The 19,028-nt window shown below is 38.8% G+C and carries 16 protein-coding genes, 4 tRNA genes, 1 pseudogene and 1 riboswitch; of the genes and pseudogenes, 3 read left to right on the top strand and 18 right to left on the bottom strand.

The window, feature by feature from the left end:
* Together V7659_RS04330 and V7659_RS04325 are read right to left on the bottom strand one after the other, a co-directional pair.
* Window positions 1–430: pseudogene (locus V7659_RS04330) on the bottom strand (PTS sugar transporter subunit IIC); the annotation flags it as partial.
* 15 nt (window positions 431–445) lie between these two features.
* Window positions 446–763: a PTS sugar transporter subunit IIB gene (locus tag V7659_RS04325; RefSeq protein WP_335538337.1), complete on the bottom strand. Its 318-nt coding sequence runs from the start codon at window positions 761–763 to the stop codon at window positions 446–448.
* Window positions 764–954: 191 nt separating this feature from the next.
* On the opposite strand from V7659_RS04325, the gene V7659_RS04320 reads away from it, so the two are divergent.
* Window positions 955–2,079 carry a BglG family transcription antiterminator gene (locus V7659_RS04320; RefSeq protein WP_335538335.1) on the top strand — a complete coding sequence of 375 codons (1,125 nt, stop codon included), beginning with the start codon at window positions 955–957 and terminating at the stop codon, window positions 2,077–2,079.
* Window positions 2,080–2,292: 213 nt separating this feature from the next.
* Window positions 2,293–2,880 (top strand): PTS sugar transporter subunit IIA, encoded by a 588-nt coding sequence (locus V7659_RS04315; protein WP_335538333.1) that lies wholly within the window; start codon window positions 2,293–2,295, stop codon window positions 2,878–2,880.
* A gap of 325 nt (window positions 2,881–3,205) precedes the next feature.
* Here V7659_RS04315 and mmuM read toward each other — a convergent pair whose 3' ends face one another.
* The 16 genes from mmuM to V7659_RS04235 all read right to left on the bottom strand — a co-directional run bounded on the left by mmuM (window position 3,206) and on the right by V7659_RS04235 (window position 17,642).
* Window positions 3,206–4,153 carry a homocysteine S-methyltransferase gene (gene mmuM, locus V7659_RS04310; RefSeq protein WP_335538330.1) on the bottom strand — a complete coding sequence of 316 codons (948 nt, stop codon included), beginning with the start codon at window positions 4,151–4,153 and terminating at the stop codon, window positions 3,206–3,208.
* Window positions 4,128–5,537 carry an S-methylmethionine permease gene (gene mmuP, locus V7659_RS04305; protein WP_335538328.1) on the bottom strand — a complete coding sequence of 470 codons (1,410 nt, stop codon included), beginning with the start codon at window positions 5,535–5,537 and terminating at the stop codon, window positions 4,128–4,130. Before mmuP ends, mmuM begins: the two co-directional genes overlap by 26 nt.
* Before the next feature lie 83 nt (window positions 5,538–5,620).
* A riboswitch (SAM riboswitch) is annotated at window positions 5,621–5,725 on the bottom strand.
* Between the two features lie 135 nt (window positions 5,726–5,860).
* Window positions 5,861–6,340 carry a 23S rRNA (pseudouridine(1915)-N(3))-methyltransferase RlmH gene (gene rlmH / locus V7659_RS04300; RefSeq protein ID WP_144552028.1) on the bottom strand — a complete coding sequence of 160 codons (480 nt, stop codon included), beginning with the start codon at window positions 6,338–6,340 and terminating at the stop codon, window positions 5,861–5,863.
* A 101-nt stretch (window positions 6,341–6,441) separates the two neighbouring features.
* A complete protein-coding gene (locus V7659_RS04295) occupies window positions 6,442–6,606 on the bottom strand; it encodes a CxxH/CxxC protein (protein ID WP_395947779.1) in 165 nt (54 codons plus the stop codon).
* Between the two features lie 145 nt (window positions 6,607–6,751).
* Entirely contained in the window at window positions 6,752–8,002 is a 1,251-nt protein-coding gene (locus tag V7659_RS04290) for a S1C family serine protease (protein ID WP_335538326.1), read from the bottom strand.
* 349 nt (window positions 8,003–8,351) lie between these two features.
* Window positions 8,352–9,146 carry an MBL fold metallo-hydrolase gene (locus V7659_RS04285; protein WP_144552034.1) on the bottom strand — a complete coding sequence of 265 codons (795 nt, stop codon included), beginning with the start codon at window positions 9,144–9,146 and terminating at the stop codon, window positions 8,352–8,354.
* Between the two features lie 6 nt (window positions 9,147–9,152).
* Complete coding sequence (locus tag V7659_RS04280) at window positions 9,153–9,953, bottom strand: two-component system regulatory protein YycI (protein WP_335538322.1); 801 nt, start codon at window positions 9,951–9,953, stop codon at window positions 9,153–9,155.
* A complete protein-coding gene (locus V7659_RS04275; protein ID WP_335538321.1) occupies window positions 9,940–11,262 on the bottom strand; it encodes a YycH family regulatory protein in 1,323 nt (440 codons plus the stop codon). The genes V7659_RS04280 and V7659_RS04275 overlap by 14 nt, the downstream gene beginning before the upstream one ends.
* Window positions 11,259–13,085: a cell wall metabolism sensor histidine kinase WalK gene (gene walK, locus V7659_RS04270; RefSeq protein WP_335538319.1), complete on the bottom strand. Its 1,827-nt coding sequence runs from the start codon at window positions 13,083–13,085 to the stop codon at window positions 11,259–11,261. Before walK ends, V7659_RS04275 begins: the two co-directional genes overlap by 4 nt.
* 5 nt (window positions 13,086–13,090) lie before the next feature.
* A complete protein-coding gene (gene yycF / locus V7659_RS04265) occupies window positions 13,091–13,801 on the bottom strand; it encodes a response regulator YycF (protein ID WP_335538318.1) in 711 nt (236 codons plus the stop codon).
* A gap of 363 nt (window positions 13,802–14,164) precedes the next feature.
* Window positions 14,165–15,583 (bottom strand): M23 family metallopeptidase, encoded by a 1,419-nt coding sequence (locus V7659_RS04260; RefSeq protein WP_335538317.1) that lies wholly within the window; start codon window positions 15,581–15,583, stop codon window positions 14,165–14,167.
* 241 nt (window positions 15,584–15,824) lie between these two features.
* Window positions 15,825–15,897: transfer RNA gene (locus V7659_RS04255), tRNA-Phe, on the bottom strand.
* A 7-nt stretch (window positions 15,898–15,904) separates the two neighbouring features.
* A tRNA-Asp gene (locus tag V7659_RS04250) sits at window positions 15,905–15,981 on the bottom strand.
* Between the two features lie 65 nt (window positions 15,982–16,046).
* Window positions 16,047–16,118, bottom strand: a tRNA-Glu gene (locus tag V7659_RS04245).
* A gap of 12 nt (window positions 16,119–16,130) precedes the next feature.
* Window positions 16,131–16,206 (bottom strand) — tRNA-Lys (locus V7659_RS04240).
* A gap of 143 nt (window positions 16,207–16,349) precedes the next feature.
* On the bottom strand, window positions 16,350–17,642 hold the full coding sequence (locus tag V7659_RS04235) for an adenylosuccinate synthase (RefSeq protein WP_144552052.1): 1,293 nt from the start codon (window positions 17,640–17,642) through the stop codon (window positions 16,350–16,352).
* A gap of 212 nt (window positions 17,643–17,854) precedes the next feature.
* Between V7659_RS04235 and V7659_RS04230 the strand changes: the two genes are divergently transcribed.
* Complete coding sequence (locus V7659_RS04230) at window positions 17,855–18,772, top strand: nuclease-related domain-containing protein (protein ID WP_335538316.1); 918 nt, start codon at window positions 17,855–17,857, stop codon at window positions 18,770–18,772.
* Window positions 18,773–19,028: the final 256 nt, after the last annotated feature.

Here is a 19,028-nt window from a genome sequence, read left to right as displayed (position 1 = left end):
ATGCTCCAACCAAAAGGCCAACAATTAAAGCAACAAACATGCCGTTGCCGCCGAAACGTTCTAACGTGAAGGTGATGCCGCCGTCGTCTGTGAGCTTTGGGACAAGTAGCATTAGAAATAAGGAAACACCTGTTAATCCTGAGATTATTTTTCTATCATTCTTTTTCTTTTTTTCCATTATGAAATAAGGAACTAATAGTGCAATATATATACTAATAAGGCCAAATGAAAAGGTAGTAATGGGTGAAAAATTAGGCATATTTGAAAAATAATTATTCAAAATTGAAATCAATGTAATCAGCGATCCTACAAGAATTAGCGGCAAAGTTGCCATAATGGCTTCCTGAATCGATGAAACCCATACATTTCTCGTTATTTTATTCATTTTTGGCGTAAAGTTTTGGTTCATCCAATTAATAAACGTGTTCATTTAATAACCTCCGTTCTATTTTTCGCCAAGAAGTTCCAAAATAAGGTCCAGGCCTTTGTTTCCATCCAGAAGACCATAAATTGTTTGCGGGATCACCGCACCCGGAATGTTATAAGGTTTAATCTTCGCTTGTAAATCCTCTTCCATATATTTTAAGTGCGGACCAATGAGCAAAACATGCATTTCATTCAGAAAATCTTCTACCTCGGACTCACTTCTGGCGATTACATTTAGTTCGATATTTCTTTTTTTAGCGGCCTTACGAATGTTTTGGGCCATGAATCCGCTGGAAGCACCGCCGCCGCAAACTAAAAGAATAGTCTTTTCTGTCATAATAATTTCCTCCCATTAAGTAAATTTGAATAATACTTTCTGAGCCTATTGTCTATTTTTTATTGATCCCGCTCAAGTTGAAAAAGTTCCGGGGGGTAGGAACTTTTTTAACCTTTCACTTTATTATGTGTTTTTTTACAATATATAAGTGGAAAACTAATGATAAATAGACCTTTGGGTGTTTTTATAGTATGAAAAAGGAGCGAGAGAGAGAGATTATACAATTCTTATTAAATAAAAATGATTGGGTAAAAGCTGATATTTTTGCTAAACAATTCTCTGTATCCACCAGGAGCATCCGAAAATATGTTAATGAAATAAATGAAACCACCTCTCCAGCCGTATTGATTATGTCCTCTAACCATGGTTATAAAATAAATGAAAACGTTTACCGGGGGATTCTGCGTAAAGAACCTAAAGAAACACCAGTAGGACTGACGCCACTTGAGCGGCTCTATTATCTATTAAAGCAATCAATTGTCCATTCTGAAGGTATGGATATATTTGACCTAAGTGAGGAAATTTATGTAAGCACATCGACGATCGAAGGCGATTTAAAAAAAGCCAAAAGCCTATTGGAAAAATTTAATTTATCATTCAGACGAGATGGCGACTTATTTATTTTAAATGGACTGGAACGAGATAAAAGAAAGTTGATGAGCCATATTTTTTACGAAGAAACGAAGGATCAATTTTTGCATTTAGAAAGTATCCAATCCGCTTTTGGTTATGATTTAAAAGATTTCAAGGAAGAGCTGATAAAAGTGTTGGCATCCTATAATCTTTATGTAAATGAGTACACAATCGGGAACATCCTGCTCCATATCGTGATCGCAACAGAACGGGTTAGCCGGCATCGAACCATTTCGGAAGAAAACATAGGGGCATTGTCCAAAACAAAAGAGTATAGGGCGGCTTTGGATATCGCCCAGTTAATAAAATCTGAATTTGGGACAACGTTTGAAGGAGCAGAGCTTTATTACTTAACGATTCTTTTAATTAGTAAGGCAACGATATTGAGTTATGACAACCTAAACAATGAAAATCTTGGGGAATATATTGAGCAGCATTATATTAATTTAGTAAATGAAATTATTCAAAAAGTGAAAGATTATTACCTAGTGGATATTTACGGTGATGAATTTCTAATAAAATTTACCCTGCATATACGTAATTTAATTAACCGAGCAAAGCATAATTATTTGTCAAAAAACCCATTAACCAAGCAGATTAAATCATCTTACCCACTAATTTATGACCTGGCCGCCTTTATTTCAAATGAGATACAAAAAAAGGGAAAATATTCAAATCAATGAAGACGAAATCGCCTATATTGCCTTCCATATTGGGGCCTTTCTGGAACGACAAAAAGCGCTTGAATATAAAATAACTTGCACCGTTATCTGTCCAGAGTATTACAATATGCACATCCCAATGTTAAAAAGACTTGAGCAGTCTTTCGGAGAACAAATGAGATAAATAGAGTTATTACCAAACTTGATAGTGGTTTCGGACAAATTGACTCAGACTTGATCATTACAACAATTCAGATTCCCAAAATAACGGAACAGGAAATTGTCCATTTAAATCCATTTTTCTTAGAAGAGGACATCCAGAAAATTCAGCAAAGTATAACAAAAATTAATAAAAAGCGTAGTCGTACGAAGCTGAAAAAACATTTAATCAGCCTATTCGATCCCCATTTGTTTCAACATAACATTTACTTAAAAAATGAATTTGAAATAATCAATTTTCTTGGCGAAAAATTGGTTCAGTTAGGATTTATCGAAAAAGGTGGCATTGACGACATCATTGAAAGGGAGAAGATGTCCTCAACATCATTTAATAACAATGTAGCAGTACCACACTCGATGCAAATGAACGCATTAAAGTCGGCTATTTCGATTGTATTAAATGACAACCCTGTGAATTGGGGAAACAATTCTGTTCAAATTATCGCGCTAATTGCTCTGAATAAAGACGAAAGAAACATTTTTCGAGATATCTATGATAGCTTTATCAAAATATTATCAGAACCAGAAAATGTTTATCTGCTTTTAAAATCCAAAAATTATGATGTGTTTATAAATAGCCTTTTATCATTAATGGAAGAGTGAACATTATACTCATTTCCTCATTGATGACGCCCTTTATGGAATACCGATTTTGCATTCACCTAGACTTGTGTAAGGAAGAATAGGAAAGATAATGACAACATTGGAAAGAAGAAATTCAAATGGAAAAGGAGCCTTTTATAATATTCGGCTCCCTTTTTGCACTGCATTCAAAAATAACCATTTATCAATAGACTACTTGGGCAAAATAAACCTAGTCGTAGCCACCGTTTATCCTTTGTCCATGGTCTTTTGGACATTATGAACCCAAATTATTCAATAAAACTGCCTCTATTTATGATACGGTTCTCCTTAACGATCTAAATAATTAAGAAGTTCGCCACTTTTTTGAAATCTCTTCAATATGATGAGGTGCTGTTCTGCAGCATCCTCCTATTAGTCGTGCCCCTGCAAGGTACCATTCTTCAGATTTAAAGTCGAGCCCATTACATAATTCTTGACCATGCCATGTTTTTGTTTCTGCATTATAGGTTTCACCAGAGTTCGGATAAACAATAATCGGTTTTTTGGTGTTTGTTCGCAACTCGTTGATAGCTTCCGTCACGATTGTCACTGGTGCACAATTTAGACCAATGGCAACAATTTGTTCGTTGTCACCAAACACTCTCGCACACTCTGCCAGCGGCGTACTGTCACTTATCTCTTTCTCATTTTTCAAAGAAAAGGATAGCCAGGCATATGTGTCTGGAAATTCCTTCAACAATGAAGCTAATACCTTTGCTTCCTGCAGGGAAGGAATCGTTTCAAATGCTAATAGATCAGCACCTGCTTCAATCAACGCTGACATTCTTGTGCGATGAAAGTCTATTAATGTTTCATCTGTAACACCGTAGTTTCCCACATACTCTGAACCATCAGCTAGGTAAGCCCCATAAGGGCCAACGGATGCGGCAACCAATGGCTTAGGTCTATTGGTTTGTGAACTTTCCTGCCAAAAATCATCTCTTGCTTTTCTCGCAAGTAACACCGTTTTCTTAATTAGTTCTAAAGCTTCTTTCTCTTGGATACCACGCTTGGAAAAACCGTCAATGGTTGCTTGATAGCTTGACGTTATGGCACAGTCCGCTCCAGCACGAAAATAGTCTGTATGAACCTGATAAATCAATTCTGGATTTTCTAGTAATACACGTGCAGACCAGAGGGGATCGTCCAAATTACACCCATGCGACTCAAGCTCTGTGGCTAACGCTCCGTCCAGTAGCATAATGGGATGTTCGGATAAAATAGCATTAATAGGGTTGATTTTGTTGGACATAGTCTGCTCCTCTTTTCTTTAAACTCTGGGTTACATAATAACTTGCATAGCAAAACAAGATAAATGGAATGCCACAATATAAGGCAATTCGTTGGGTAGGGTCAAATGCGATTCCAATACAAGAAGCAAGACAAAGGATAAAGGAAGCGATTGGTACCAAAGGATAGAATGGTGTACGATAAACCAAGTCCTTTACGGAATTTCCTTCTTTAATATATTGTCTGCGAAAGAAAAACTGTGAAGCACTAATACTCATCCAAACTACCACCACAGCTAGGCCCGAAATGGATACAAGTACGATATACACTGTATCTGGTGCAATAATACTTGAGAACAAAGCTAAACCACCGCCAAACATGCTAAAAATGACTGCATTTATTGGAACACCTTGTTTTGTTAATTTTGCAAACATGGGTGATATCGTATTCTTATCTGCTAGTGACCAAAGCATTCTTGAAGAGGCATAAAGACCTGAGTTTGCAGCAGATAGAATGGCTGTTAATATGACAAAGTTCATAATATCCGCTGCATATGGTACGCCAATTTGTTCAAGAACGGCAACAAAGGGGCTCTCTAATACTCCTGCATCTGAAGTAGGCAATAATGCAGATAATACAACAATTGTTCCTACAAAAAAGATAATCAGTCTCCACAATGTAGTACGAATGGCCTTTGGTATCGTTTTTTCCGGATTTGCTGTTTCCCCCGCTGCAATTCCTATTAATTCCGTTCCTGAAAATGCAAAGTTAACCGCAAGCATTGTCATGACAATCGCAAAAGCACCATTAGGAAATAAACCTGCACTTGTAAAATTAGAGAAGAACGGTGCCGATTGGGAATGAGTCATCGGAAGAAAACCTACCATTGCCGCTGCTCCTACAACAATAAACAGAACAATTGCTATTACCTTTATAGACGCAAACCAGAATTCAGATTCAGCGAAAAACTTAACCGTCAGTATATTTAAGACAAAAACCAAAATAGCAAACAGCAAACTCCATATCCAGACATTAATGGATGGAAACCATCGCTGCATTAATAATCCTGCAGCCGTAAATTCAGAACCTAAAGCAACAGTCCAAGTTAGCCAATACAACCAAGCAACTGTATACCCAGTCCCTGGTCCAATATATTTAGTCGCATAACTATGAAAGGCACCAGTTTCAGGCATATGTACGGAAAGCTCTCCTAAACATAGCATGACGAGATAAACCACTAGTGCACCAATCAGATAGGACAGAATGGTCCCAAATGGGCCAGCTTGTTGAATCGTGTAACCCGAACTTAAGAATAATCCTGTTCCAATCACTCCGCCGAGCGATAGCATAACTAGATGCCGTGTTTGCATTTTTCTTTGAAATTTTTGCTTGTTTTTCTTTTCCATCATAGTCTCCTTTTTCCTACATCCAGAAAAAACAAAAAACGCACTCAGATAAATGAGTGCGTTACTGACAAATAATAACGTAGCTCTTATCTATCAAGGCTTCACGCCCGATGGAATTAGCACAGTGTCTTATTAGACCTGCTGCTGAGGTTTCATAGGGCCAGTCCCTCCACCTCTCTGGATAAGAAATATTTTTTTAAACTTTATCAATCTAATAAATAATTGTCAATATATTTCTGAGTTTTTATAAAATTTAAAACCTTATAAGCAAAAAATATTATAACTATGCTTATCTAATATAAATTCAAGTAAAAATTTCGCCGTTACTTATGGTACGGTTCACCCCGATTAATCCTAAAAGCGCGATAAATCTGCTCAACCAGAATGAGCCTCATCAACTGGTGGGGGAAGGTCATCCGTGAAAAGGAAAGCTGCTCGTTCGATCGTTTGATAACTTCCTCACTCAACCCCAGCGATCCGCCAATTACGAAGGCGATTTTACTTTTTCCATAGGTTGCAAGTTTATCTAGTGAATCCGCTAGTTCTTCGGATGATCCTAATTTTCCTTGAATCGCTAGTGCAATGACATATGTATCTTGGCTAATCTTTGCTAAAATTCGTTCTCCTTCTTTTTGCTTTACTTGCACCATTTCCAACTCACTTAATACTTCTGGTGCTTTTTCATCAGGAACCTCAATCACGTCAACCTTTGCATAAGCTGTCAGCCTTTTTAAATATTCCTCAATACCCTGCTTTAAATATTTCTCTTTTAATTTGCCAACCGTAATAATAGAGATATTCACAATCCACAGCCCTTTTCAACTTGATTACAAACAGTTTACAAACAAGATATCCACAGAAGTTATCCACATATTCACAATTTTTATCCACATCTTGTATGGAATCACTTGTTCGCCACAACATATGTAGCTTGATTTTGACAATATTCACAGTGTGTTGATAAGTTATCCCCATCTATTTTCGATAAAACGGGAAATGTCTCAAATTGATCCACAATATCATCTAAGGCAATATCCACATGTTCCTCACAGCTATAAATCATTTTCATTCGTCAACCTTTCTTACACGTATTATTTAATATTATTGTTTGCACGATAATCAACTGTCATACAAGATCCCTCAATAACTTATACATAATACCACAAATAAAAACAGGAAGGTGACTTGATCACCTTCCTGCTTTTTATCGAACATTATTGCGTTGTATCTCCTGATAAGGTTAAAGTCGTTTGCTTCAACTTTCCATCGCGGTAAAATTTAATCTTCAACTGCTCACCAATTTTCTTTTTCTGGTACAAATGCTTCCGAAGATCAATGACATCATTAATCTTTTCGCCATCCATCTCGACAATAACATCTAATTCTTGTAAACCGGCTTGCGCCGCTGGCGAATTCGGTACAACTTGTCTTAAGGCAACCCCATAATTAATCTCTCTAGGTAATTTCAACGCTTCTTCTTGGTAGTAGGCAGGGATTTCCGAGACTGATTTTAAATCGACGCCCATGTAAGGACGCTTAACAGATCCAAACTTTTCAAGGTCATCAATGATGGGCCGTGCTGAGTTAATAGGAATCGATAAACCAATTCCTTCTACAGCATTTTGGGCAATCTTCATGGAGTTAATTCCAACAAGCTGACCTGCAATATTTATCAATGCCCCGCCGCTGTTACCAGGATTGATTGCGGCATCTGTTTGCAGTACTTCTGCATTCCAGTCAATGATCCCATCTTGATTAATATCAACAGGAATCGTCCGCTTCAGCCCAGAAATGATTCCTTGCGTGACGGACCCTGAGAAGGTCGCACCAAGCGGATTTCCGATCGCGATGACCGGTTCGCCCATTTTTAAACTATCCGAATCACCAAACTCAGCCACCTTTTTAATCTTGGATGCATCAACCTCAAGCACCGCTAAATCCGTCCAAACATCACTGCCGAGCAGTTTAGCTGGAATCTTTGTCCCATCGCTAAAGCTTACCTCTAGCTTAGTTGCTCCTTCAACCACATGGTGATTCGTGACAACGTAAGCCTTTCCTCCTGCTTTCTTATAGACCACACCTGAGCCCGTTCCGGCTGCTTCTTCCTCTGAAGCCGCTTCATCATCTGACCAAAAGTTTGATGACTGGATGTTATTAATTCCGACAACGGCATCGGCAGCCTTATCAACTGCTTTCGTTGTGTTTGTGTTCACATCATAGGAAATCTGTTTTTGAGTGAAATTTTGATTCGGATTATTATTATTATTGGTAGTTGATTCTACAGCATTGTTTTGATTTGTTTCAATTTGATAGGGAAGAATCCCGCGATTTGATAGGGCAGGAATAGAAATAATAACAAGAATGGCTCCAAGGATCGCCCCAACAATACTTGCAAGGAAGACTCCGCCTCTATTTCCTTTCTGTTCCCTGAAGCGGTTTTGTGATTGATCATCATAATAACCCACTTTACACCATTCCTCACTTTCCGAAAGATTGCTACCGTTTATTTTGGCTTATAATTACAATTATACTCGCTCTTCTTTAAATTACTAATTAATTACTATGTATTAATAAAAACTTACCACTTTGTTCATAGTTTTTTAACAAGTCGTTCTGTTAATATTGCATGTTGATTTCCTCTCCAGGATGCTCGCTTTCCGCGGGGCGGGAGTTAAGCCTCCTCGGCGCTACGCGCCTGTGGGGTCTCAACTTTCCCGCTGCTCCCACAGGAGTCTCGCACCTTCCGCTCCAATCAACATGGCGCCATAAAAAAACGAGGTACCTGTAATAAGGCACCTCGTTCTTTTAAATAGATTACACAGCTGTTAATGCTGTTGGTATTTTCGGATCTGTATCGTAGAGTCCGAATTGTTCGCCGACAATTAGACCTCGCTCTTGAAGGGTTTGAGAAACTGCCATTTTGGCTAAGTCCTTCATGTTATTATCCGCGCTTAAATGGGCAAGATAAATTCGCTTAGTTTGATCGCCAATGACATCACTCATTGCTAAAGCTGCATCCTCATTGGAAACATGGCCGACATCACTTAAAATCCTACGTTTAATATTCCAAGGGTATCTGCCCATCCGCAGCATCTGCACATCATGATTGGATTCAAAAATATACACATCGGCATTCGAAATGGTTCCTTTCATTCGGTCACTAACATAGCCCGTGTCCGTGATAAGGACGAGTTTTTTCCCAGAATGGTGGAATACGTAAAACATGGGTTCCGCCGCATCATGTGATACCCCGAATGACTCAATATCAACAGATCCAAAACTTTTCACTGTTTCCATATTAAAAACAAATTTTTGTTCCGTTGGAATGGCACCGACTGAACTTTCCATTGCCCGCCATGTTTTTTCGTTCGCATACACAGGCAAATGATATTTACGAGCAAGAATACCAATCCCTTTAATATGGTCACTGTGTTCATGCGTCACAAATATGCCGGAAAGCTTGCTAATATCACGATCAATTTGTCCAAAAAGTGCCTCCATTTGCTTGCCGCTAAACCCTGCATCCACAAGAAACGAATGCTCATCAGACTCTACATATAGAGCGTTTCCTGTACTCCCGCTTGCAAGAATGCTATAACTTAAAGACATATGATTTCACTCCACTTTACTTTTTTCATCGCTGTTAAATTGAATAATCTGCCCTTCAAATGCGTTCACAAATAGGCTCTCCTTGCCATCAACCTCAAAGCGCCATGTCGGCGCTAAAACTTGGGAAGCTGCCAACTGAATGAGTGTGGAATAACCAAGCTCAATCGTGGTGATATTGCTCTTCGATTTCAACATTCCCTTCTGATGCAAGGTTTCAATCGCCTTTAACGGCGCCAAAATTTCTTCCTTGGCCGTTAACTTTTCCATTTCCACCAGGTAGGTCTGATCATAGGAGACAATCTGGTTCTTATCACCGATTTTAAATGTAATCATCCCATTTATATTTTTAAATAACGGGACGTTCTCTGTGGTCTGAAAGTAAGTGATGGATTGATCCTTGTCACTTTTCTCCCCATATTGATAATCCTCACCAAAAAGGACATTGTCATTAATAAAAGTGGACAACTCGGCTGGTTCAAACTTTGCCGTGATCTTAATCGGCTTTTCTAGTGTGACATGGAGCGTTGACGTTCCCGTACCCCTTATGTCCTCAGATTTTCCTTTCAGCTTATCAGTATCAACCTGAGTAAACACCTTAGGCTTGGCACTAAGATACTGGGCTTTAATCGGATCCTTAGGAAAGTCTTTATACGTGATCTCATCTGCTTTTAGCTTTTCTTCAAACGAGGCCTCAGAAATGACCTCATACTTATTAGCATCACGGATTTTCATGAATTGATATAAGAGATACACATCTAAGATTAAGAAGGTGATAATAAAAATAGTTTTTATCTTACTCCAATCCATGCTGTGATCCTCCTAGGTCTTCCATCGTAATCTGTCCCCATGATTTATCATAGCGATAGAACCAGGCAGGTTCTAAGACGATTAGTTTATTCTCCTTTGAATCCCGTTCCATCCGATAGCCCAAGATCATATCCTCAAGAAGGCCCGGCTTAAAATTCTTTTTGTTTTGTAAAAATTTCAAAGCATCGTGTCCTGAAGGACGGGTCACCTTTACCATCTCTGTGGTTAATGGGAGTTCTAAGGCTATATTTGGACGAATATACTTATTGATCTCATCGCGGCCCCAAACCTCACTAATTTCAGTCATGCCATTTCCATTAAAGACAGGGTAGCCGTCCATACTATATAAACGGAAAGTGACGGTATGGGTATACTCATTTTTTTCAACATAGCGATACGGGTCTGTCCAACCGCCATGTTGATTGACAAAATCAATGCTTCGTTTCACTAAATCATATGAAGTATTGATAAAATTCTCTTCTACCGTCGGATTGACATATCGAAGGAGATTACTTTCAAAATTCACCGTCATTTTACTAGAATCGTTTGTGTACTCCTCGCCTGATGGGACAAAGCTCTTTTGAACAAAACTAGGGTCGCTAAAAAGGGCTTCTTTGAATTCTTCAGAATCAAGGGTAACAGGCAAATATTTATAGGTCGTCATCTCTGTGGCCGCATCAGGCAGGAAAATGGTCCGTTTTTCAGATGCTTGATAAGCAAAATAACGCGGGTATTTCGTTGCCTTCAAATAAAAATTGCGGTTAAACTCATTTAAATTTGCAGAAGAGATGTGACTAATATAAACCTGTTGATTCTCGGTGGAAACAAAATAAACAATTCCATTTTCCTTTGCGGAATTCTCTGTATTAATAATGATTCGATTGAAGTTGAAGGCAGGTATTTTTTTTCCTTCAATATTTAATACACTGCGATATAATTCTATTGGAACCTCTCCCGGAAATATAATTTCCGTATTGCCGCTGTCATGGATTAATTTCTTGATGTCTTTAACCTCGTTCGTATATTTTTTCACATCAAAGAAAGCCCAACGGCTGAGTTCCTTAATCACCTTTTCCATATCATCTGTATTATTCGTTCCGTAATGCTGACCTTTCACATGGTAAAGCAGTTGATCTGGTCTAACAATTTTTTGAACCTCTTGTTTTTCACTTAACGAGACCTCTTTTACATAATCACTGCTTTTCATTGTTTCATAGTTCGGTTGGTACGTCCAAAGGTTCCAAGTTAACAATATGCTGACCAGGACTAGTACGATTAGAATACCTGATTTAATATTTTCGTATCTCATGACCATTCATCCTCTTCAGAACGTTCATATGGGAGTGAAAAGGAGATTTTTGTTCCTTTCCCTTCCTCACTTGTTGCCCAGATTGCCCCGCCATGAGCATTAACCATTTCCTTTGCAATCGCCAAACCTAGGCCTGTACCGCCTAATTTCCGCGTTCTCGCTTTATCAACACGATAAAAACGGTCAAAAATATTTTTAATATTCTCTTTTGGAATTCCAACCCCTTGGTCTGAAATGCTCACAATAATTTTATCGTCCATTTCTTTAATCGAAAACGTGACTTGACCGCCTTCTGGTGAGTACTTTAAAGCATTGGAAATAATATTGTATAAAACCTGTGTCATTTTATCTTCATCAATTTCAACAAAGATGGCTTGCTTAGGCAGCTTTCGCTTGAAGGAAACGTTTTGTTCCTTTGACATTTCGAACCTGTCGATAATACGGTCAAAGAAATCGACAAAGTTAACCCACTCAATCGTCAATCGATAATCCGTACTATCCATTTTTGAAAGCTGGAGCAGATCATTCACCAGACGAATCATTCGTTCTGTTTCAGTCCGCGTCACTTCTAAAAAGTTCGGAGCAATCTCCTCATCCCGCCAGGCTCCATCTGCGAGGGCCTCTAAGTAACTCCTCATCGTTGTCAGCGGTGTCCGTAATTCATGGGATACATTGGCGACAAACTCTCTCCGTTCCGCATCAATTTTTTCTTGATCGGTAATATCATGCAGAACGGCAATTAAGCCATTGACAAAGCCCGTCTCTTTTTGAATCACGGAGAAATTTGCACGCAGAAAATAGCGTTCTTTTTTAGTACTATAATCTAAAATAATTGAATCCTTTTCTTCCAATAAGTCCTCAAAGGAATTGGTATCGTCTAAATCTAGTAACTCTACAATGGGCTGTGTCAGCACTGTTTCACGTGAAACATTCAGCATTTCGGCCGCCGGTTCATTAATTAAAATCACACGGCCTTTCCGGTCGGTGGCGATTACACCATCAGTCATATAAGACAAAACAGTGGAAAGTTTTCTCCGTTCCCCTTCGGTCATAGCCTGTGCTTCCTGCAGTTTTTTCGTTAAATTGTTAAAGGTAATCGCCAGTGTCCCAATTTCATCATTTCCATATACTTTAACTTTTCTTGAAAAATTACCCTTAGTCATCGCTATCGCCTGCTTCTTCATATCAGCAATTGGCCTAGTAATGGTTTGGGCTAACAAAATGCCCAACAGAGCAGTAATGGATAAAGCAATTGCTGTACCAGTGGCAAAAATCTTATTAATGGTTTTCATTTGTTCAAAAACATTTTCAATTTTAGCTACCAAATAAATGGAACCAATAACCTTTTTCCCCGACTTAATTGGTGTAGAGAGGACCCAAATCCGATGTCCTGTCTGTTCATCGATATTAATGGAACTTTGGTCCTCTTCTAATACCATCGATTGCTTCACTTGAAGTTTGGTGGTTCGTTGGCCAACCACTCCTTGGTTACTAGGATGGGAGGTACCAAGAATTTTTAGGGAGTTGTTTTCAATTACCTGAACCTCTGAAATATCACCTGCATCAAAGTCCCTAAGGATTTTTTTGACATCTTCTTCTAGTGTTGGATCTTCAGGCGTTCTCTCCTTCTCCATTTCCTCGACAATATTATAGGCAAGCAAATCAACCCGCTGTTTTAACGATGTTTGGAAGTTGGTCCGTAATGTTTCCTCCAACTGTTTAACAAAATAAACACCGATAATTTGCATGGCCACTAATATAAGGAGGACATAGATGATAACGAACTTTACGTGTATAGAGCGAAAGAAACCAACCTTCCTCATTCCTTTTACTCCTGTTCAGGATTGCGCAAATAGTATCCTACCCCGCGCCGTGTCACAATCCAAGTTGGATGGCTAGGGCTGTCCTCAATTTTTTCCCGCAATCTTCTCACTGTTACATCGACTGTTCTTACATCACCATAGTAATCGTAACCCCAAACAGTTTGTAATAGGTGTTCCCTTGTCATCACTTGGCCGATATGTTTTGCTAAATAGAATAGCAATTCAAATTCACGGTGGGTCAACTCAATCGTTTCACCGCGTTTTGAAACGATATAGGCATCTGGATGAATGGTCAGTGATCCTATCTCAATTTCATTCGTTTCAGATTCAGCTTCTGCCGGTGTCAGAATTTGTTGATGACGACGTAAATTAGCTTTGACGCGAGCAATTAGTTCTCTTGTGCTAAACGGTTTCGTCACATAATCATCTGCACCCAACTCAAGTCCTAAGACCTTATCAATTTCGGAGTCCTTTGCGGTAAGCATAATAATCGGCATTTCAAATTTCTTACGGACCTCACGGCATACTTCCATCCCATCACGTAAGGGAAGCATAATATCTAAAAGGATTAAGTCCGGCTGTATTTCTTCAACCAATTCAAGTGCTTCGTTTCCATCATAAGCACAATAGACCACGTATCCTTCTTTTTTTAAGTTAAATTGGAGAATATCAGCAATTGGTTTTTCATCATCAACAACAAGAATTTTCTTTTCCATTCCATTGCTCCTTTTCAATTTTTCATTTTCATCTATTTAATAAAATAGGACTAGGAGTCATAACTATACTATTTTACTGTATCATGTTATTGGCATAAATTCACCTATTACCATTTGGTAAGACTGGAAGAATAAAAAGCGCAAGCACCCGTATAGCGGCGTATGGACTGGAGCACTCCAACCGAGATAAAGGAAACACGAAGAGCGGAGCGCATTCGTGCTTGACTTATCGTAGGGCGGAGAGCGAAGTACACTAGCCGCTGGGTGCTGGAGCTGGGTTCAGAGAACTATTTCAAATTTTCCACAAATAATTTTTTTATATCCACAATAAAAGCCTCTGGCATTAAGCCAGAGACTCTCCTTTTATCTTAAATAAGAAAGTGGGTTTACCAAGCCGCCGTTTTTATAAACTTCAAAATGCAAGTGAACACCAGTAGCATCTCCGGTAGCCCCCATTATTCCAATGGCGGAACCCTTGGAAACCTTCTGACCTACGTGAACCTTAAGCGATGACATATGCCCATAAAGGGTACGGTAACCATTTTGATGGTCAATTACAATTTTATTACCATAACCGCCTCCCCAGCCTGCAGAAACAACCACGCCATTATCAGCTGCCTTGATCGTTCTGTTGCTTGGTCTAGCAATATCAATCCCTTTGTGCATTCTGCCCCATCTAGGACCTTGCTTACTTGAAATATACCCACCCACTGTTGGCCAGGCAAAGGTACCGTCGCCGCGTGATGGAATTACCTTTGTTCCCTTGATGACAATCTCATTAATAGGCTGTTCAAGGATTGTTTCATTTACCTCGTCCTTGTTTACGGTTACACCATTTTGTTCGGAAATTTTATAGGTAACGGAACGAGTACCTTTTTTACCTTCTTGTTTTACTTTCATTTTCCCTTTTAACAGAGTTTTATCCTCAATCACATTCTTTTTATAAGGGATTTCTTCCTTTTTGTTTACTTCTTTTTCCACAATCACTTCAATAAACGGTTTTGGAACAGTCATATTAATTTTTTGGCCAATCTTTAGGAGTGTATCTTTAGTTAGTCCGGGATTCACCGCTAAGATGTCCGCCATCTTCATATGGTGGCCATTGGCAATGATTTCAAGTACATCGCCTTTTTGGATCACATATTTCTTTTCTTCTAAAGTCCCTTTTTGTAAAAAAGTAACTGCTTCCTCGGCAGACATAATTTTTCTAGGAGCAGTATTTTCATTTGAAAAAGAGACATTTTTAGATAGTCGTACATCTAATAACCGGGACTCATTTTCTTTTAATGCCGGTACATTCGTATTGTCAGAAGCTTTTCGAGCCTTAAGTTCGGCTAATTGATCCTCAGGAACATATTGTTGGATCAATTTCTTCATAACTTCTTCCGCTGTTGTTTGATTTTCTACATAAGCAACTGGTTTCCCGTCAATCATAATGGCAGACGCTTCTGTTTGAAGCTGGAAGATATTTCGGATGGTCTGAACAGTTTCTGTCTCAGTTTCAGCCGTTGGAAATACTTGATATGGAACATCTTGAATTTGCTCCATAAAATCGGTATCAGCGGCTTTATCAGCAATGATCTTATTTACTACGCTCTTATCCGCAACATTACCTATATATGTACCTTCAAGATAGACATGATAATCCTTTGATGATTCGGATGAATCAGCAAATGCAACCGGACCGTTACTAAAGGCAATCAGTGTTGATGCCATGGTAGTCACAAGTGTTGTTTTGAGTAATAACTTTTTTGTTTGCGATATTTTATCTAAAAATAACATTTTTCCTCCCTAAACCACGGTAAAACCCTTTTAATCTATTGTTTTTACTATTAAAGAAGTTCCCAGAATTTTAGACCTTCTCCACTTTACCATAACTTTCTGTAAATAGATTAATAGTCTTAATACTGTAACAAAACTGTATAATTACTGACATTTTTAGTAGGGGGGAACTGTTTTTTTGTTAAAAAGAGGATATAGCCATAAAAAAAAGAAGCATGCATTTGCAAGCTTCCTTCTTTTATGGCTCAGGACGGAATCGAACCGCCGACACAAGGATTTTCAGTCCTTTGCTCTACCGACTGAGCTACTGAGCCACTTATATGGCGGTCTGGACGGGACTCGAACCCGCGACCTCCTGCGTGACAGGCAGGCATTCTAACCAACTGAACTACCAGACCAATATTAAATTGATTGTCAGCAAGGAGACCGTCCTTGCCAGCCATTTGCTGACAATCAAAAGCCATGACCCCTACGGGATTCGAACCCGTGTTACCTCCGTGAAAGGGAGGTGTCTTAACCACTTGACCAAGGGGCCATAAAATATAAATGGTGAGCCATGAAGGACTCGAACCTTCGACCCTCTGATTAAAAGTCAGATGCTCTACCAACTGAGCTAATGGCTCGTACTTGTTTTTAACTTGTCGTATCGTGACGACGCTTTTTATAATAGCACGGACTATATACTAAAGGCAATACTTTTTTAAAAAACTTTTTTAAAAAGATTGAAGCCCTCAAAAATGAGGGCTTCATTTGGCAAGTTGCAAATTTATATTTGTCTCCACGGGCTGCGAACGACATTTGTTTGATTACGATCTGGTCCAACTGAAAAAGTCGTTAATGGAATTCCAGTTAACTGGGTCACGCGTTCTACATAATGGCGGGCATTTACAGGCAACTCGTCTAAAGTTTTAACGCCTGTAATATCTTCTGTCCAGCCTGGAAGCTCTTCATAAACAGGTTCACACTGTGCTAATACCTTCAAGCTTGCTGGATATTCCGTAATAAGCTCACCTTTGTAGCTATACGCAGTACAGATTTTTAATGTTTCAATCCCTGTTAAAACATCAATAGAATTAAGCGACAAGTCAGTTAATCCGCTCACACGGCGGGCATGGCGTACAACGACACTGTCAAACCAGCCAACACGGCGAGGACGGCCCGTTGTAGTGCCATATTCACGTCCAACTTCACGGATCTGATGGCCGATTTCATCATTTAATTCTGTCGGGAATGGCCCGTCACCCACACGTGAAGTGTAAGCTTTGCAAACTCCAACGACATGGGTAATCTTCGATGGTCCAACCCCGGAACCAATTGTAACACCGCCAGCTACAGGGTTAGAAGAAGTAACAAATGGGTAAGTACCCTGGTCAATATCAAGCATAACCCCTTGAGCGCCTTCAAAAAGAACCCGTTTGCCTTCATCCAAAGCATCATTCAAGACCACGGATGTATCACATACATATTGTTTTACTTGTTGACCATATTCATAATACTCATCAAGGATTTCTTCTTTCGTAAATCCTGTTGTTTCATAAATACGTTCAAACAAACGGTTTTTCTCTTCCAAATTACGTTCAAGCTTTTCTTCAAACACATCGCGTTCAAGCAGGTCAGCAATTCGAATACCTACGCGCGCTGCTTTATCCATGTAAGCTGGTCCAATTCCTTTTTTGGTGGTACCGATTTTATTCGCACCCTTGCTTTCTTCCTCAACTGCATCAAGTTTTAAGTGATATGGAAGAATGACATGTGCACGATTACTAATGCGAAGATTATCGGTTGTAATACCTTTTTCATGTAAATAAGCAAGTTCTGCTACAAGTGCCTTTGGATCAACAACCATTCCATTTCCGATAACACAGATTTTTTCTTTATAAAAAATTCCAGATGGAATTAGGTGCAATTTGTACGTTTCTCCGTTGAACTTTATGGTGTGGCCTGCATTATTTCCTCCCTGATAACGGGCGATTGCTTCGGCATTTTCAGAAAGGAAATCTGTGATTTTCCCTTTACCTTCATCTCCCCATTGAGTTCCAACAACTACTACTGATGACATATAAGGCACCTCCAAATTAAATACGCTTTACTATTTTCCATACACCATTTTACCAATTTTTATAACTAAAAGCAAACTAAACACGAACATTTATATGAAACTATTATATTACGTTCGTAAAATATTAATTTAGGAATCTACCTTGTAGGTTTGTATGTTTTTCCATAAAATAGAATTATAGTTTTATTAAAATAACGAATGGGATGTGGAATATGCTACTTAAATCTCGCGTGGAACTATTGGAAATTACTCTGTTGCGTTCATTAAATGCTCGAATGAGTTTATCCGATAAGGATGTTAGGAACTATACAAGGCTAAAAAAGGGATTTGAAGATGAGCAAAAGAGTGATCTATGGTTAGAAGGGCTCTCAGAGGAGTGGCTGGTCATCCATGATTTATTACTTGAACATAATAATTCTAAATTCCAAATTGATACGTTACTTATATCCCACGATAAAATTTACCCATTGGATATAAAAAATTTCGAAGGCGACTACTTTGTTGAAGGTGAAAAATGGTGTACGAGTACTAAAAAAGAAATGAAGAATCCTGTACACCAACAAAATCATTGTGTCATCTTACTTCGTTCATTACTCCAGGACCTTGGCTATCATAATCCGCTTGAACCCTATCTCATCTTCATTAACCCCGAATTTCATTTATATATAACCACTATTAATCCATCTCTTGTTTTCCACTCACAAATAAACCGCTTTTTGAAAAAGTTGAATACAAGGCCCGTAAAATTGAATAAAAGACACTACAAGATAGCTGAACAATTAGTTGCTCTTCATATAGTAGAGTCACCTTATCCACACTTACCAGCTTACCATTATGAGCAGCTGGAAAAAGGAATCCTTTGCCCGAAGTGTTTCTCCCTTTTTTCTGAAATACATGGATTGATATTAACATGTGGACATTGCGGCTGCACAGAGGGAGTGGAATCAGCAGTGTTAAGGAGTGTCACTGAATTATCGCTTCTATTTCCTGATCAAAAAATTACCACAAAGATAGTTCGTGATTGGTGTAAGATTGTTAAATCGGAGAAGACTATTAGGAGGATATTGGGGAAGCACTATAAACAAATCGGTCATGGAAAGTCTGCAAATTATGTTTTACCAAATGATTAAGTTTTTTTAATTACCCTTTAATAAAATGTATGGTTACTGATAGACTCTTTTTTTACTGTAAACGGGTATCATACGACCTCTATGGTTACCGTCAGGCTCTTTTTTTACTGCAAACAGGCATCATACGACCCCTATGGTTACCGTCAGGCTCTTTTTTTACTGCAAACAGGCATCATACGACCCCTATGGTTACCGTTAGGCTGTCTTATTACTGCAAACGGGCATCATACGACCTCTATGGCTACCGTTGGACCCT

Origin of the sequence: Neobacillus drentensis (assembly GCF_036966985.1) — a bacterium.
Classification (GTDB): Bacteria; Bacillota; Bacilli; order Bacillales; family Cytobacillaceae; genus Neobacillus; species Neobacillus drentensis_E.
Note: the sequence above shows the minus strand (reverse complement) of the source record. Positions and strands in the feature narration are given on the sequence as shown.

Bases quoted from the DNA above. Each gene is read 5' to 3' on its own strand.
- V7659_RS04325 (WP_335538337.1), bottom strand. From the start codon at position 763: ATGACAGAAAAGACTATTCTTTTAGTTTGCGGCGGCGGTGCTTCCAGC.
- V7659_RS04320 (WP_335538335.1), top strand. From the start codon at position 955: ATGAAAAAGGAGCGAGAGAGAGAGATTATACAATTCTTATTAAATAAA.
- mmuM (WP_335538330.1), bottom strand. From the start codon at position 4,153: ATGTCCAACAAAATCAACCCTATTAATGCTATTTTATCCGAACATCCC.
- mmuP (WP_335538328.1), bottom strand. From the start codon at position 5,537: ATGGAAAAGAAAAACAAGCAAAAATTTCAAAGAAAAATGCAAACACGG.
- V7659_RS04295 (WP_395947779.1), bottom strand. From the start codon at position 6,606: ATGAAAATGATTTATAGCTGTGAGGAACATGTGGATATTGCCTTAGAT.
- V7659_RS04285 (WP_144552034.1), bottom strand. From the start codon at position 9,146: ATGTCTTTAAGTTATAGCATTCTTGCAAGCGGGAGTACAGGAAACGCT.
- V7659_RS04280 (WP_335538322.1), bottom strand. From the start codon at position 9,953: ATGGATTGGAGTAAGATAAAAACTATTTTTATTATCACCTTCTTAATC.
- V7659_RS04275 (WP_335538321.1), bottom strand. From the start codon at position 11,262: ATGAGATACGAAAATATTAAATCAGGTATTCTAATCGTACTAGTCCTG.
- walK (WP_335538319.1), bottom strand. From the start codon at position 13,085: ATGAGGAAGGTTGGTTTCTTTCGCTCTATACACGTAAAGTTCGTTATC.
- yycF (WP_335538318.1), bottom strand. From the start codon at position 13,801: ATGGAAAAGAAAATTCTTGTTGTTGATGATGAAAAACCAATTGCTGAT.
- V7659_RS04260 (WP_335538317.1), bottom strand. From the start codon at position 15,583: ATGTTATTTTTAGATAAAATATCGCAAACAAAAAAGTTATTACTCAAA.
- V7659_RS04235 (WP_144552052.1), bottom strand. From the start codon at position 17,642: ATGTCATCAGTAGTAGTTGTTGGAACTCAATGGGGAGATGAAGGTAAA.
- V7659_RS04230 (WP_335538316.1), top strand. From the start codon at position 17,855: ATGCTACTTAAATCTCGCGTGGAACTATTGGAAATTACTCTGTTGCGT.